We start from the raw sequence: 15727 nt of genomic DNA on the forward strand, positions 1-15727 counted from the left end.
CGCGGCACCCGCCGCTAAAGCGGTGGAAGAAAAACCGCCAGAGAAAGGCCCGGTGGTTATCGCGTCGATCCCGAAAGATGCGCTGGTGATGGATGCGCTGGCGGTTAAGATCGGCTCGACCAAATTCCTTAACGGCAACTGGCGCGTGGCGATGGATGTGAAAGATCCCGTTAGCGGAAAAGCGCCGGTGGTGCGCTATCAGCTGCAGAACAACAAAGGGACGGCAAAAATCGTGCTCGGTAAAAATATTACCTGCCGCGCCGATCTCTTCTCCGGTCTGCATGAAACCGGCGAACTGCTGATCAAGAGCCGCAGCACCGCCCGTTGCAGCGACGGCACGCGCTATCCGATGCCGGAAATTTCCTGTAAAGCAGGCAGCAACGACGTCGCGGAGTGCAGCGCGCGTTTTGACGCCCATACCACCGTTCCGGTGACGTTCAGAAAGACAGGTGACTGAGTTTATGCTGGTTAATCTTTGCGACTACAAACAGAGCGTGACGCTGATTGCCAACAGCGGCGTGCAGTTTCTTGATTTTGGCCTGACGCCGCAGGACTCCGCTAACAATGGCCGGTTTGTACGTAAAACCGCCAACGGCCCGCTGCTGCGTCTCGATTTCGATGTGGTTAACGAACGCTACACTCTGCCGAACCGCGATGGCGGTTTGCCGGAAGTGGTCAAACCTGAAAGTACCCATTCGCTGCACTATTCGCTGGCGATCCTTGATGGCGTATGGCTGCCGATTCCGTTTTTGCGTTTCAACCCACCGCGCACCTTTGTGGAAGGCCCGGATAACTGGGCGCGGGTGCAGATCCGCAAGTTGAGCGAACCGGACAGCGCCGGGAATACTCACCGCGTGACGCTGGCTCTCGATAGCCAGATCAACGGTCAATCCCCGGCTGCGCTGGCTCCCCAGCAGAATGACATACTCAACGGCACGCGCTTTTCGCTGGCCTGGCGCGATGACGAAGTGGCGGATTTTCTCGACCAAACCTGGGTCGATGGCTGGCTGCGCGAAGCCTTTATGCACTATATTGCGCAGCACGAAACCCGCAGTGAACGCGATCTTAATCAGGCCCTGCGCGGCTTTGAGTACCAGGCACACTGGCTCAATATCATGAGCCTGCTCGGTATGCAGCTGCAGGTGCCGGAAGTCAAAATCGTCACCCACACCTTAAGCACGCCGGCGATCCCGGTCGATCTGATTCTCGACGTCGGTAATACCCATACCTGTGGGGTGATCATTGAAGATCATGGTGATGCCAACGATGGGCTACGCCAGACGGCGGAGCTGCAGGTACGTTCTCTAAGCGAACCGCAGTTTCTCAATGAACCGCTGTTTACAAGCCGCCTGGAGTTTTCTGAGGCGCGTTTTGGTAAACAACACTTTTCCGTTGAGAGCGGTCGCGAAGACGCCTTTGTCTGGCCGTCGATTGTGCGTGTCGGCGATGAAGCCCGCAAGCTGGCGATGCAGCGCGTCGGCACCGAAGGCAACAGCGGTATCTCCAGCCCGCGCCGTTATCTGTGGGATGAAACCCCGGTATTGCAGGACTGGCGCTTTAGCCAGATGAACAGTAAAACCCAGCGCGAGCCGCTGGCGACCGCCTTCCCGCTGATGAATCTGATGAACGATGAAGGCCAACCGCTCTACAGCCTGCCGCTGGATGAGCGTTTACCGGTCTTCTCGCCGCAGTACAGCCGCAGTACGCTGATGACCCATATGCTGTGCGAACTGCTGTCGCAGGCCCTTGGGCAGATCAACAGCGTGGCGACGCGTCTGCGCCTGGGGTTCCCGGCTTCGCCGCGTCAGCTGCGCACCATCATTCTGACCCTGCCCTCGGCGATGCCGAAACAGGAGCGTGAAATTTTCCGCCGCCGTATGTTTGAAGCTATTGCGCTGGTGTGGAAAGCGATGGGCTGGCATCCGCAGGATGAAGATTTTGCCAACCGCAAGCAGCAGGAAAAAAGCGTGGTGCCGGTTCCGCTGATTCACATGGAGTGGGATGAAGCCAGCTGCGGTCAGCTGGTGTGGCTCTATAACGAAGCTATCTCGCGCTTTGCCGGGCAAACGGAAACCTTCTTTGCTTCGCTGGCGCGCCCGGATCGCGCCGAAGCGCCGGGAGCGGTACAAGGCCGCTCGCTGCGCGTGGCCTCCCTCGATATTGGCGGCGGCACGACGGATATGGCGATCACCCATTATCAGCTTGATGATGGCACCGGCAGTAACGTCAAAATCACCCCGCAGCTGCTGTTCCGTGAAGGGTTTAAAATCGCCGGCGATGATATTTTACTGGATGTGATTCAGCGCTGCGTGCTGCCCGCGTTACAAACGCAGATGCAGAAAGCGGGCATTACCGATGCCGCTGCTATTATGGCAACGCTGTTTGGCGATTCCGGGCGCATTGACACCCAGGCGGTGCTGCGCCAGCAGACCACGCTGCAGCTGTTTATGCCGATCGGTCACGCCATCCTCGCCGCGTGGGAAGAGAGCGACATTAACGATCCTCTCGCCGGACTGCACGCCACTTTTGGCGAATTGCTGACCCAGCAGCCGACGCGCAACGTGATGAACTACCTTAAGCAGGCGATCGATCATGCGCTGCCGTCGGGTTCAGCGGAATTTGATGTGCTGGCGGTACCGTTGCAGGTCAACTTCCGCGAGCTGCAGGATGCGATGCTGGCCGGGCAATTTACCATGACCGCCCCGCTGCATGCGGTGTGCGAAGCTATCAGCCACTACTGCTGTGATGTGCTGTTGATTACCGGCCGTCCCGGCTGCCTGCCCGGCGTGCAGGCATTGATTCGCCATCTGCAGCCGGTTCCGGTAAACCGCATGATCTGGCTGGATAAATACCGCGTCCATGAGTGGTATCCCTTTAGCCAACAGGGCAAAATCGGTAACCCGAAATCAACGGCGGCGGTTGGCGCGATGCTCTGCAGCCTCGCCCTGGATTTACGCCTGCCGCGCTTTAACTTTAAAGCGGCGGATATCGGCGCTTATTCCACCGTGCGCTACCTCGGTGTGCTGGATAACGTAGTGAATACTCTGCGCGATGAGAATATCTGGTATCACGATATCGATCTGGATAAACCGGGTGCCAAACTCGATGCGCGCCTGCACTTTCCGCTGCGCGGAAATGTCACCCTGGGCTTTCGTCAGCTCGCTAACGCCCGCTGGCCTGCCACCCCGCTCTATACCCTGAGTATCAACTCGCAGGAGCTGGCAAAAACCATCGCCGGTGACGGCGTGCTGAATGTGCGTTTGCAATTTAGCGGCGGCAATAAGCAGCACGGCCCGGAAGCTTTTACCCTCAGCGAAGCCTGGCTGCAGGACGGCACGCCGGTGGCCGCTGATGCGTTAACGTTTAAACTGAATACGCTGGCCGATCGCCGCCACAGCGGCAGCCATTACTGGATTGACAGCGGGAGTGTGTATCTGAAATGAGTGCGAGCGCAAAAACCACCCAGGCACTGACGACCTGGATCAACGAAAACCGCCAACACGCACCTTTGCTGGATGATGATGCCGATGCGCTGCTGTCGCGCCTGACCACTGCTAGTGCGGAAGAGACCGCGCTGCAGCAGGCGGCGAACGTGCCCTGCACCGTCGGTCTGTATGGCCATTCACAGGCTGCCAAAGCCCATCTGCTAAACGCTCTGTGCGGCAGCGGTAACGGGCGGCTCAGTGTCCGTCCCGGCGAAAAAACCCTGGATTATTTCACCCATATCAATCCCGGTCATGGCGTGACCAGCATGGCGCTGCGTTTTACCCAGCATCTCGCACCAATGGATGAGGGTTTCCCGCTGTGCCTGCGGATTATCAGCGAGGCGGAGCTGGTGCAGATTTTTATCGCCCATGCCCTTTCCCAGCCGGATCTGCGCGCGGTGGATAAATCGGTGATTGAAGATCGCGTAGCGAAATGGCGCTCCCTGCGTCAACCCAATGCGGTACCGGGAATAACGGCGGAGGATATCGGTGCGATTGCCCGTTTCTGGCGCGCGGCGGTGCCCTCGTCGTCGCAGCAGATGGACGATGCTTTGTGGTACCAGTTTGCCTGCCTGCTGCCGTCCCTCGATCTCAGCGCCCGCGCCAGTGCGTGGTCGCTATTGTGGGGCGAGCAGCAAGAGCTGACGCAGCAGTGGCTGACGCTGGCGCATACTCTGCACCAGACCGGTAATGCTCAGGAACTGGCCGCGCCGCTCAGTCTGCTGGTTGATACCTTTGCCCTGCCAACGGACGGATTCTTAACGCCCTCTGAATCTGCGGGCGGTGAAATCCATGATGAAGTGGTGGTGCATCCGTGGTCGAACGATCGGTTGCACAATGCGGTGAGTATTCCGCTGACCACCCTGACCCTTATCACCCGCGAGCTGGTGCTGCCGGTTGAAAATACGGTGTTAGCGGCGGTGGATATTGTCGATATTCCGGCACCGGGTCCGCAGGATGGTCAACCGTTGTGGCGTAGCAAATGCCGCTGGCTGCTGGAGAGCTACCGCCAGCGCCTGCAGCCGGATGTGTTGATGATCTGTAATGCGACCCTTGAGCGTGCAGCGACCGCCTCGACGGCCCGCGCGTTGCTTAACTGGGTGAAAGAGACCCAGTCGGGCCAGGAAACGGCACTGCCGGGGCTGGTATGGGCGATTACCCCCCATGATGCGCGTTTTACCCACGCGCAGAATCTCGACGAGGCCGTTCAGCAGTTAATTGGCAAACCCGGTCAGCACTGGGGCACCTTGCAGGCGCTGGATGCCAGCAGCCTGCAGCGCTTGCTGGAGTGGCTGGGGCAGGCAACGTCGCCTGCGCTGCGCCAACAGCGTTTAAAAGCCCTCAACGAGCGTCATCAGCGCGCCCTGCGCGATTTACTGCAACCCTGGTGCGCCAGCGGCGCGAAAGATGCGGTAGCGCAGCGTGCCAGCGCGGAATCCGTGGTACGCGAGTTACAAGTCCAGGCGTCGCGCCACGGCGAATTGCTGGAAGGTTTGCAGCCGGATATGCAGCAGTTCGACACGCTATGGAAAGTTCAGCAGCCGCGCGAAGAGAAAGTCAGCGGCCTGTTTAATGAATCCATCGATCTGTTTGCTGAAACGGTGGAACGCAGCGAGACGCAAGGGCTGGCAAAAGATGTCGGGCAACAGGCGCACGCATTATGGGTAAATCATGTTCGCCAGTGGAGCCGCAATGATGATAACGCCGCGCGTTTAGGCTTAAGCCCCGCCGCGCTGCGCCAGATGGCAGAAATTGTGATTGTCAGCAGCTATCGGCTGAATTTACCGGACCGGCTGCAGAAAATTATGCAGCGCGATACCGCCTGTGCCGCACAGCTGTACGCCGAGATTGGTAACTTTGTTGCCTGGCTGGGCTATGCCGATGTCGCGCCAGCGGATCGCCCGGAAAGCCGGGTCAACAAAGGTAAAACAATTTTCTCCAGCGATGCGGCAGGCGCACCGCAAACGCGTTTAACCCGCCTGAGCGAACAGCCGGTGCATGCAGCAACCCGCTACGTTTACGACTGGCTGGTCGCGCTGTACCACCGGGCGACGGAGAACATCGGTTACAGCCACCCGCTGGATATCAGCCCGGCGGCGCGTAAGAAGCTGAAAACGCTGCTGCCATAAAAAATCACCCGGCCACCTGCGTGCGCCGGGTTTTTTCTTTCAATCGGGCCGCTTATTCATGCTCGGTAATAAAGTCGTTCAGCGCCTGCGCCAGCAATCCAGGCCGTTCTTCCGACATGGCATGGCCGGCGTCAGGAATGATGCGCAGGGAAATACCCTGCCGTTGAACGCATTCTGCGTCTTTATCCGGCAGCGATAGCGCGCCGAAAATCAGCGTTTTTGGTGGGGTAAAATTGGCGAAAAGCTCCATCCAGCTGGGTTCAATGCCGTCAACGAGGCTTTTCGCCCCGCGCCAGAGCGCCCACGGTGCACTGCTCTGCAGACTTCCGGCCCACGCGCTTTTCTCCTGCGCCAGCAGGCTGGCGTAGCCGCAGGTGATAAAATCGGCTTCATCCTGGGCGGCAATCTCGCGGCTGTAAACCCCGCCGCCGGGGTAAAAATTGGGTTCTGACACTGCCAGCCCCTTGACGCGCTGGGCGAGGCGCGCAGCGACTTCGATAGCAATGCTGCCGCCCATACTGTGGCCGTATAACCAGAAGGCATCGAGACCCAGATTATCCAGCAGCTCAATCACCACCTGCGCCTGATCGCCGGTGCGATACGAAAAACTGGCCGGTCGTTCGCTGTAGCCGTAACCCGGCAGGTCGATCAGAATTGCCTGTCTGCCGCCAAACGCCGCATCGGCGACGATACGCGGATAATCAAAGGACGAGGCGCAGCCCAGACCGTGAATAAACACCACCGGATCGCCTTTGCCCGGCAACCAGTGCCAGCGCACCCGGCCCCGCGCGTGCAATGAATAGAAACTTTGCATTACCATCCCTCCAACATAATACTGTAATTATATACAGCAAGACGCTGTCGTGGCGAGAACAGGCTCACAGTAGTGAAAAGAGTAATGCAACAGGGAAGCTGATGGGCCAGGTCGCACCAACTAATACGGCGCTCAGCAGGCGGATTTTGCGGCTATCTTTGGCGAGAAACCAGGTTGCCACGGCGCTTAATAACGCCATCACAACGTAGAAAATAAGCAGTTTGCTATAGAGATCCAACGTCTGTCTCCTGTCCTTAGGGAATACATCCGCTTACCATAATGCCCTAATTCTCAGCGCGTTATTCCTGGTGCCGTCACGCTTTGTCGCCGCTGATCAAAATATGGAAAATAATAGCGCGACGGGAAAGCTCATCGGCCATGTCGAGCCGACTAAAAAAGCGCTCAACAGGCGAATACGTTTACGATCGTGTGACAGGAACCATGTGATCAACGCGCTAATCAGCGCCATAACGCAATAGAAAACCAACATTTTTTGGTATAGCGACATAACAAACTTTAACCCGTAAATAACAACCCGCGCGCAATATGCTCTTTTTATTGATTTATATCAAGTTTAAATCGTTTTGCAAGCCGGGGTTGGTCAGGCATTTTTGTTTTAAGCCGCTAAAAAATATAATGAAGCCTAAGCGTTGCGACCGTTTATTCGACGGCGCTTTTTATTAACGGTGGTTATCACGCCACTGTTCAATATCCTGTTTCGTTATCTCGTCGGCATAGCATATGGGCGCATAACCCCCCGCCCGGCTCCATGCGCTGCGCTTGCCGCAGGCGCTGCCGTTTCGCGCGCGGTTATAGGGGCAGGCACAGGAACGTGGGTAGCTGGCAATGGATTCGGCAATTATCGCCTGTTTGATTTGTGCATCTGATAACGGCCCGGTTTTAGCGACGCCCGTTGTCGCCATACTTCCCGCTGCGGCGATAATCGCCCACATCAGTAAACCCTTCTTCATTTGTCTGTTCCGCTGAATTATCTGATACCGCCAGGCTTATTAAGCTGGCAAACAGAAAATCATTAAACACAAACGAAGCCGTTGATGGAACGATATATTCACAAATTTCGCTTAAGGCTTATTTTATTCGGTTCAGACATTAACATTAACACTGTGGAATTTGGTGGCCTTGCCTGCTGTCTGTTATTGTTTTCGGGTAACAGCGACATTAGATGAAACAAGGTAGGGTTATGCAGAAATATGACGACCTGTGGCAAGCCATAGAAGTTCGGGTGCGGGAAAATAATGATATCACGCACGTCGATATGACGACGGATAGTGCACGTGGCAATGCCGCCCGGCAGCGCGTCGCACAGATATTCGTCCTCGAAGTATTACTTTCTCGCCATCGGGAAAAGTATGCCAGCAGTTTTGTGCCGCTTGCCGGTGAAGAGGCGCTGTATCATTTGATATTTAAACGCACCGGCTGGAAACCTTTTGAAGTGAAACAGCTGTCGTTTATTGACGCCATGTTTGTGCTGGCGGAGCTCTTCCGTGAAGAAACCCTGCCGGCGGAAGTGCGCGCCGTGCTGCGCTCGCAGGGTGTGAAGGACGAGCCGTTCTCGACCTACGATTTTTCAGAGAAGGATTGGGCACCCCGAGAAAACGAGGTATTCCTTAAAAGGTAAGCCTGTGAATTAATTACATTGTTAAATAAATAAGGGCTCGACAGAGCCCTTATTTTTAATTCAACAGCGCCGGTGCGCTATCCCCACGCGCAAGATTTTCTACCCGGGCGAAATAAAACTCTTCACCTTCGCAAAAGTAGGTTTCGATAGGCATGGTGCCGCTTGCCGCGCCGCCGTCAAGCCCTGCTATCTCCCACTTCACCGAGGTTTCTCCATCCTCAACGGTCAAAAACTCCGATGCGCCCCCTGGTACGAGCACAACCACTATTTTACTCATTTTATTAATTACCTTTGCCTGATATTTCAAAAGCCAGACATTGTGAAGGGCAGCAATGAATGCCGTTTTTCGCGTTAATGACAATTTCGTGACAACGCTCAGTACAATGTCGGGATGCGGTTTTATTTACGTTTTTATTTCGCCACGCCGCTGATGGCTAGTCGTTATTAAACCAGTTTTTCATTAATAACAACACCGATAATTTATTTTGAGATATCTCTCATGTTATATGGGGGAGTTATGGTCATTCACGCCATCCCTGGCGCTGAATAATGCATTAGTGTTTGATCATCACATGTCGCACTACGGTGTAATCTTCCAGCCCATAAAGGGACATATCTTTGCCATAGCCGGAGAATTTCTGTCCGCCGTGGGGCATTTCGCTGACCAGCATAAAATGGGTATTCACCCAGGTGCAGCCATATTGCAGGCGCGCGCTAAGACGATGGGCGCGGCCCACGTTTTGTGTCCATACTGAGGACGCCAGCCCATATTGCGAATCGTTGGCCCAGCCCAGTACCTGCTCCTCATCATCAAACACCGTGACGCTCACCACCGGACCAAACACTTCCCGCTGCACAATGGCATCTTCCTGCTTCGCCCCCGCCAGCAGGGTTGGCGGGTAATAATACCCTGCGCCTTCCTGCTTTTTACCGCCGGTGACGACGCGAATATGACTCAGGGCTTTTGCCTCATCGACGGCCTGACTCACCCGCGCCAGATGGGCGGCGGAGCTGAGCGGCCCCAATTCCGTTGCTTCGTCGTCCGGCGCACCCATTTTCAGGCTGGCAACCGCCGCGCCGAGCTTTTCCACCAGCGCGTCATAAATGCCTTTTTGCGCGTAAATACGACAGGCGGCGGTACAGTCCTGACCGGCATTGTAGAAACCGAAGGTGCGCACCCCTTCTACCACCGCATCAAGATCCGCATCATCAAAGACGATCACCGGCGCTTTGCCGCCCAGCTCCATATGAGTACGCTTAATTGACGAAGCGGTATGCCCAATAATGTGCTCGCCGGTGGCAATCGAGCCGGTCAGAGAAACCATCCGTACCTTTTCGTGACCGGTCAACGGATCGCCAACGGTGCTGCCGCGACCGAACAGCACATTAAGTACACCAGCCGGGAAAATATCTTTCGCCAGTTCCGCCAGCTTCAATGCCGTAAGCGGGGTAATTTCCGAGGGTTTCAGCACCACACAATTGCCTGCAGCCAGCGCTGGCGCAAGCTTCCAGGCCGCCATCATCAGCGGGTAGTTCCAGGGCGCAATCGAGGCGATAACCCCCAGCGGATCGCGGCGGATCATCGAAGTGTGCCCTTCCAGATACTCACCCGCCGCCAGCCCGTTAAGGCAGCGTGCGGCCCCGGCGAAGAAGCGAAACACATCCACCACCGCCGGGATCTCATCATTGAGCACGCAGTGGAAAGGTTTGCCGCAGTTAAGGGACTCCAGCCGGGCAAAGGTTTCGCCATTGTCCTCAATCACCTGCGCCAGCTGCAGCAGGCATTCGGCGCGCGCTTTCGGCGTGGTTTGCCCCCAACTGGCAAAGGCGCGATCGGCGGCCTGTACGGCGGCATCGACCTGCCCGGCGGACGCTTCGGCAATCTCCAGCAACACGTCACCGGTGGCGGGGTTGTAAACGGCCTGCTTCTCGCCTGCGCCGTTAACCAATTCTCCATTGATAAACAGTTGATGTTGCATAGTTATTTCCTTTCAGCTTGGTCAGTTATTTTCGGTATCACGGGTCAGCCACCAGGCGCCCAGAATCGGGATGGTTGTCAGTAGCATCACCAGCAGCGCCACTACGTTGGTGACCGGCACGTCACGCGGACGGCCCAGCTGGTTTAGCAGCCATAACGGCAACGTCCGCTCGTGGCCTGCGGTAAAGGTAGTGACGATAATTTCGTCAAAGGACAAGGCAAACGCCAGCATGCCGCCGGCGAGTAGCGCCGAGCTAAGATTAGGCAGTACCACATAGCGAAAGGTCTGCCAGCCCGTGGCACCTAAATCCATCGACGCTTCCACCAGGCTCCATGACGTTCGCCGGAACCGGGCAATGACGTTGTTAAACACCACCACGACGCAAAACGTGGCGTGACCGATGACGATAGTGAAAAAGCCCGGCTCCAGATTGACCGCTTTAAAGGCAGTTAACAGTGCCAGACCGGTAATAATTCCCGGTAGCGCAATCGGCAGCAGCAACAAGAGTGAGATGGCATTTTTGCCAAAAAAGGTGCTGCGCCATAAGGCCATTGCAGCAAGTGTGCCAAGAATCAAGGCGATAGCCGTTGCCAGCGCGGCAATTTTAAGTGACAACGTCACTGAATCAAGAATGTCGCCGCGCGCAGCCGCAACGCTAAACCAGCGCAGCGTAAAGCCCTGCGGTGGAAAGCTGAACGCAGCCTCCTCGGTATTGAAAGCATAGATAACGATGATTAAAAGCGGGAAGTGGAGAAAGATAACGCCGCCCCATGAGGCGACTTTGAGCAGCCACGGTGCGCGTTCAAAGTGCATCAAAGGCTCCCAGGCGCTTCACGAACGCCAGATAGACGGCAATCAACACAATCGGCACGAGAGTAAATGCCGCGGCCATCGGCATATTGCCAATCGCCCCCTGCTGGGCATACACCATATTGCCAATAAAATAGCCCGGTGGGCCGACGAGCTGGGGCACGATAAAATCACCCAGCGTCAGCGAAAAGGTAAATATTGAACCCGCCGCGATACCCGGAACCGCCAGCGGCAGCACGACATAGCGGAAAGTTTGTCGGGGATGCGCGCCTAAATCGGCGGAGGCTTGCAAAAGCGACGCGGGCAAACGTTCCAGCGCCGCCTGAATCGGCAGGATCATAAACGGCAGCCAGATATAGACGAACACCAGAAAACGTCCCAGCCCGGAGGTGGAAAGCGTATTCCCCCCAACGGCGGGCAAGGTTAAAAATGCCGTGAGCAGCGGTTCAATCCCCATATGCGTGAGAAACCATTGCGCGACGCCATCTTTCGCCAGCAGCAGTGTCCAGGCGTAGGCTTTAACGATATAGCTGGCCCACATTGGCAACATCACGGCGATATAAAAGAACGCCTTCCATTTGCCCTGCGCATAGCGCGCCATATACCAGGCCATCGGAAACGCCAAAATCGCGCTGGCGATGGTCACTGACACCGCCATCATCAGGGTGCGAATAATGATGTCGTAGTTCGCCGGGTTGAACAGCGCCAGCAGGTTGCCGAAGGTGAGATCCGGCGTCACCGACATGGTGAAATCGTCAAAGGTGTAGAACCCCTGCCATAACAACGTAAGCAGCGAGCCCAGATAGACGATGCCAAACCACATCAGCGGCGCGAGTAATAACAGGATCAGCCCGTAAACCGGCTTACGCCAGAAGAGCGCGCTTGGTTTGCCTTTCATGGCGGTTGGCAGCGTGCTCATGGGCCACCCTCCAGCGGCACCATCGCCGCACGCGGCCAGGAAACTTGTACTTGCTGACCCGGCGCAAGAGTGAGCGAGGGGGTCGCATCCGAAAGATTCGCCTGGCTAACCAGCAGCTTTTCTCCCTGCCCAAGACGCAGCTCAAACCGCGTCAATGCGCCCTGATACTGCACCGCCTGCACAATGGCACTGGTTTCAATTTCCCCCGGCGTATTGAGGCGAATATGCTCCGGGCGCAGGGAGAAAACCCCATTCATGCCACACAGCCGTTGCGCTAAAGGCGCATCAAAGACATTTGCCGTGCCGACGAAACCGGCAACAAAGGGCGTGCGCGGGCGCAGATAGAGATCCCGCGGCGTATCGATCTGTTCAATACGGCCATTGTTGAACACCGCAACGCGATCGGACATCGACAGTGCTTCGCCCTGATCGTGGGTGACAAAAATAAAGGTGATGCCCAGATCCTGCTGCAGCTTTTTTAATTCGAACTGCATCTGTTCGCGCAATTTTAAATCCAGCGCCCCCAACGGCTCGTCCAGCAACAGCACCCGGGGTGCGTTAACCAGCGCACGGGCAATCGCCACGCGCTGTCGCTGGCCGCCGGAAAGCTGCGACGGTTTGCGGGCGTGAACAAAACCCAGCGCCACTTTCTCCAGCGCGTCGCGGGCGCGGGTATGGCGCTGCTTTTTATCCACCCCTTTTACCATCAGGCCATAGGCGACGTTATCCAGCACCGACATATGGGGAAACAGTGCGTAGTCCTGAAAGACGGTGTTGACGTCCCGCTGCCAGGGCGGTAGCTCGCTGGCTTCACGGCCAAAAATGCGTATAGCGCCCCCGCTGAGCTGTTCAAAGCCAGCGATCAGCCGCAGGCAGGTGGTTTTGCCGGAGCCGGAAGGGCCCAGCATTGAGAAAAACTCCCCGTCGTTAACGGCGAGCGTTACGCCGTCAACCGCCCGGACATCGCCATAGACTCTGGCGACATCCTCAAACTCCACGGCAAAAGTCATAGCACGCTCCCGGCAGATTAACGGCCGCCCATAATGGCGATGTAATCCTGCGTCCAGCGGCTGTAGGGAACATATTTGCCCCCTTCGGCGACCGGCGTTTTCCAGAAGGCGATTTTGTCAAAGAAGCTATAGCCATTGGTTTCGCAGCCTTTTTCACCTAGCAAGGTGCTGGCTTTGCACCCTTCCGGTACCACCGGCAGGGAACCAAACCAGGCTGCTACATCACCCTGCACTTTTGGCGTGAGCGACCAGTTCATCCATTTATAAGCACAGTTTGGATGTTTGGCGTCGGCGTGGAGCATGGTGGTATCGGACCAGCCGGTGACGCCCTCTTTCGGAAATACGGTGGCAATCGGCTGGTTTTCCCCTTTCAGGCCGTTGGCCTGAAAGGGCCAGGCACTGGAGGCGACGACTCCTTCGTTTTTGAAATCACTCATCTGTACCGTGGTGTCATGCCAGTAGCGATGGATAAGCAAATGCTGATCGCGCAGGGTTTTTAGCACCGCCTGATATTGCGCTTCGGTAAGCTGGTAGGGATCGTTAATGCCGAGCTGCGGCTGGGTGGCTTTGAGAAACAGTGCCGCATCGGCGATATAGATCGGCCCGTCATAGGCCTGTACCCGCCCTTTGTTGCTTTTGCCGTCCGGCAGGTTTTGTTCAACAAACACCACCGCCCAGCTGTCCGGCGGCGTTGGGAAAGTTTTGCTGTTATACATCAACAGGTTTGGCCCCCACTGGTACGGCGTGCCCCAGGTTTTTCCTGCGACGTTAAACCACTCGCCTTTCACCAGTTTTGGATCGAGGTTTTTCCAGTTTGGAATCAGCGCCGTGTTAATCGGCTGGACGCGTTTACCCATGATCAGACGCAGGGAGGCATCGCCGGAGGCGGTGACCAGATCGTATCCCCCCTTCGCCATCAGGCTGACCATCTCATCGGAAGTGGCGGCGGTTTTCACATTCACCGCACAGCCGCTCTCCTTTTCAAAGGCGGTCACCCAGTCATACTGTTTATCGGTCTGGCCGCGCTCGATATACCCCGGCCAGGCGATGATATCCAGCCGACCTTCTCCTTTTCCCACCTCTGTGGGTTCGGTGGCGTGTGCCGTCATTACGGTCAGGCCCAGCGCGCACAGGCTGCTGCAGGCAAATTGCTTGCTCATTATTTTCTACTCCTGTCGAAAAGAAAAAAGTGCGGCAGCCTTGCCGTAAATATATCTCCCTTAATAAAAATAGACGGCGCGCTGAAGGCATGAATGAGGCCCGTCGGAATTTTCGTAAGGATGTGACAGATGACGCATTACGTTAGCAATGAAACGGCTGGCTTGCGCTCTTTTGGAGTATAGACAAGGGGTTAGCGAAATGACTTTTATCTCTGTTGCTATTCACATTTCCTATGAATAGCCCATGGCGGAGCAGAGAAAATAATGACGGCGCAGGCGTGCTCAAGGTGAATAATATTTTCTTAATGAGAATAAGTTATGCAGCAAATAAGAAAGGTCGGCGCGGTTAATTCATCATTTGACGAATTAACTGACCTAAACACTGGGCCGCCCGCTCCTCTTTATCACCCCATGCCCACGCACAGTTAAAGCGGAAAAAGGCGCGCCAGTTGTCGGAAGTCGAGAACATTTTCCCCGGCGCGATACTTATCTGGTTAGCCAGTGCCAGCTGGCTTAGCTCACCGGCATCCAGTCCAACCGGCAGTTCCAGCCATAAGAAGTAACCGCTTTCGTTACGGTAAATTTTCACTTCCGGCGGTAAATGGCGCAGCAGCGCTTGCCAGGCCTGGTGTTTACGCTCGGCAAGCTGTCGGCGCAGGCGGCGCAAATGAGCATCATAATGATGGGTCGATAAGTAATCGACCAGCGCCAGCTGCAGGGGTGAACTGGTGGACAAAGTGCTCATCAGTTGCAGCTGTTGAATACGCCGGGCATGACGTCCCGCGGCGACCCAACCGACGCGAAACCCGGCGACCAGGCATTTTGAAAAGGAGGAACAGTGCAGGGTCATATCCTGCTTATCCCAGGCTTTTGCCGGTAGCGGCTGTTCGCGTCCGTAATAGAGTTCGCTATACACGTCATCTTCAATCAGCGTGACGTTGTGCTGCGCCAGCAGCGCTACCAGCTGCGCTTTCTTACCGGCGCTTAAGGTAAAACCGAGGGGGTTCTGGCTATTGGTCATCAACCAGCAGGCTTTAACCGGATAGTCTTCTAATGCCTGCGCCAGCGCGTTGAGATCGATCCCCTCTTTAACATCTGTTGGCACCGACAACGCTTTTAGTTTTAGCCGTTCCAGCGCCTGTAACGCGCCGTAAAAACAGGGGCTTTCAACGATTACCCAGTCACCAGGCTCGGTGACGGCCTGCAGGCTCAGATTCAGTGCTTCAAGCGCCCCGGCGGTAATAACGATTTCATCCGGCGAGATATTCATCCCCTGACGGGCATAACGTTGGGCGATGGCGTGACGCAGCTGGCTGTTACCCGGCGGCAGGTTTTCAATCACGCTCATGGCGGTGGCGCTTTTACTCACTTTCGCCAGCGAACGATTAAGCTGCGGCATGGGGAACAATTTCGGATCGGGAAAGGCGGAGCCAAACGGCAGCACCGAAGCATCGCAACTGGCCTGTAAAACATCAAAAATGTAGGTATTGATATCCACCGCTTCGTCACGCGTGACCATCGCCGTCGTGCTGCGCGCGACACCTGGAGCAGGCGCGACAAAATAGCCGGACTGCGGACGGGCAATCACCCTTCCCTGGCTCTCCAGCAGCTGATAGGCGTGTCCGACGGTCATAAAACTCAGCCCGCTGCTCGCCACCTGCTCACGCAAGGAAGGCAGCTTCTCGCCGGGGCGCCAGACGCCAAGCTCTATTTGATCGCTGATTTGCTGCGCCAGTCGCTGATATTTTTTCATCTTTTTTCACGTGTTAACAAAACGTCTTT

15 protein-coding genes are annotated in these 15727 nt (G+C 56.1%); 4 read left to right on the plus strand and 11 right to left on the minus strand.

Features of this window, described 5'->3' with window-relative positions:
• The 3 genes from RW65_RS06810 to RW65_RS06820 all read left to right on the plus strand — a co-directional run.
• A partial coding sequence (locus tag RW65_RS06810) for an SrfA family protein (protein ID WP_039055947.1) occupies window positions 1-457 on the plus strand: 457 nt, incomplete at its 5' end.
• Window positions 458-461: 4 nt separating this feature from the next.
• On the plus strand, window positions 462-3443 hold the full coding sequence (locus RW65_RS06815) for a virulence factor SrfB (protein ID WP_039055948.1): 2982 nt from the start codon (window positions 462-464) through the stop codon (window positions 3441-3443).
• Complete coding sequence (locus tag RW65_RS06820; protein WP_039055949.1) at window positions 3440-5614, plus strand: virulence factor SrfC family protein; 2175 nt, start codon at window positions 3440-3442, stop codon at window positions 5612-5614. Before RW65_RS06815 ends, RW65_RS06820 begins: the two co-directional genes overlap by 4 nt.
• A gap of 52 nt (window positions 5615-5666) precedes the next feature.
• Here the strand turns inward: RW65_RS06820 and RW65_RS06825 are convergent, their stop codons facing one another.
• From RW65_RS06825 to RW65_RS06830, 4 genes are all read right to left on the minus strand, one after another.
• Window positions 5667-6428, minus strand: a complete 762-nt coding sequence (locus tag RW65_RS06825) for an alpha/beta fold hydrolase (RefSeq protein WP_039055950.1) — start codon at window positions 6426-6428, stop codon at window positions 5667-5669.
• Window positions 6429-6492: 64 nt separating this feature from the next.
• Window positions 6493-6666: a GhoT/OrtT family toxin gene (locus RW65_RS21670; RefSeq protein ID WP_072037711.1), complete on the minus strand. Its 174-nt coding sequence runs from the start codon at window positions 6664-6666 to the stop codon at window positions 6493-6495.
• A gap of 96 nt (window positions 6667-6762) precedes the next feature.
• Window positions 6763-6936 carry a GhoT/OrtT family toxin gene (locus tag RW65_RS21675; protein ID WP_072037712.1) on the minus strand — a complete coding sequence of 58 codons (174 nt, stop codon included), beginning with the start codon at window positions 6934-6936 and terminating at the stop codon, window positions 6763-6765.
• A 172-nt stretch (window positions 6937-7108) separates the two neighbouring features.
• A complete protein-coding gene (locus RW65_RS06830; protein ID WP_039055951.1) occupies window positions 7109-7399 on the minus strand; it encodes a hypothetical protein in 291 nt (96 codons plus the stop codon).
• 230 nt (window positions 7400-7629) lie between these two features.
• Here RW65_RS06830 and RW65_RS06835 point away from each other — a divergent pair, with 230 nt between their 5' ends.
• Window positions 7630-8067 (plus strand): ECs1072 family phage-associated protein, encoded by a 438-nt coding sequence (locus tag RW65_RS06835; RefSeq protein WP_039055952.1) that lies wholly within the window; start codon window positions 7630-7632, stop codon window positions 8065-8067.
• A gap of 55 nt (window positions 8068-8122) precedes the next feature.
• On the opposite strand, the gene RW65_RS06840 is transcribed toward RW65_RS06835, so the two are convergent.
• The 7 genes from RW65_RS06840 to RW65_RS06870 all read right to left on the minus strand — a co-directional run bounded on the left by RW65_RS06840 (window position 8123) and on the right by RW65_RS06870 (window position 15698).
• Entirely contained in the window at window positions 8123-8344 is a 222-nt protein-coding gene (locus RW65_RS06840; protein WP_039055953.1) for a hypothetical protein, read from the minus strand.
• 277 nt (window positions 8345-8621) lie between these two features.
• The gene (gene patD, locus RW65_RS06845; RefSeq protein WP_039055954.1) at window positions 8622-10046 is read right to left on the minus strand and encodes an aminobutyraldehyde dehydrogenase; all 1425 of its coding nucleotides are present in this window, start codon (window positions 10044-10046) and stop codon (window positions 8622-8624) included.
• 21 nt (window positions 10047-10067) lie between these two features.
• Window positions 10068-10859, minus strand: coding sequence for an ABC transporter permease (locus tag RW65_RS06850; RefSeq protein ID WP_039055955.1), 792 nt, complete (start codon window positions 10857-10859; stop codon window positions 10068-10070).
• Window positions 10849-11775, minus strand: coding sequence for an ABC transporter permease (locus RW65_RS06855; RefSeq protein WP_039055956.1), 927 nt, complete (start codon window positions 11773-11775; stop codon window positions 10849-10851). Before RW65_RS06855 ends, RW65_RS06850 begins: the two co-directional genes overlap by 11 nt.
• Window positions 11772-12785: an ABC transporter ATP-binding protein gene (locus RW65_RS06860; RefSeq protein WP_039055958.1), complete on the minus strand. Its 1014-nt coding sequence runs from the start codon at window positions 12783-12785 to the stop codon at window positions 11772-11774. Before RW65_RS06860 ends, RW65_RS06855 begins: the two co-directional genes overlap by 4 nt.
• Window positions 12786-12802: 17 nt before the next feature.
• Window positions 12803-13945, minus strand: coding sequence for a putative ABC transporter substrate-binding protein YdcS (gene ydcS / locus RW65_RS06865; RefSeq protein WP_039055959.1), 1143 nt, complete (start codon window positions 13943-13945; stop codon window positions 12803-12805).
• A gap of 346 nt (window positions 13946-14291) precedes the next feature.
• Window positions 14292-15698: an aminotransferase-like domain-containing protein gene (locus RW65_RS06870; protein WP_039055960.1), complete on the minus strand. Its 1407-nt coding sequence runs from the start codon at window positions 15696-15698 to the stop codon at window positions 14292-14294.
• Window positions 15699-15727: the final 29 nt, after the last annotated feature.

This window comes from Enterobacter sp. Bisph1 (assembly GCF_000814905.1).
Lineage (GTDB): Bacteria > Pseudomonadota > Gammaproteobacteria > Enterobacterales > Enterobacteriaceae > Kosakonia.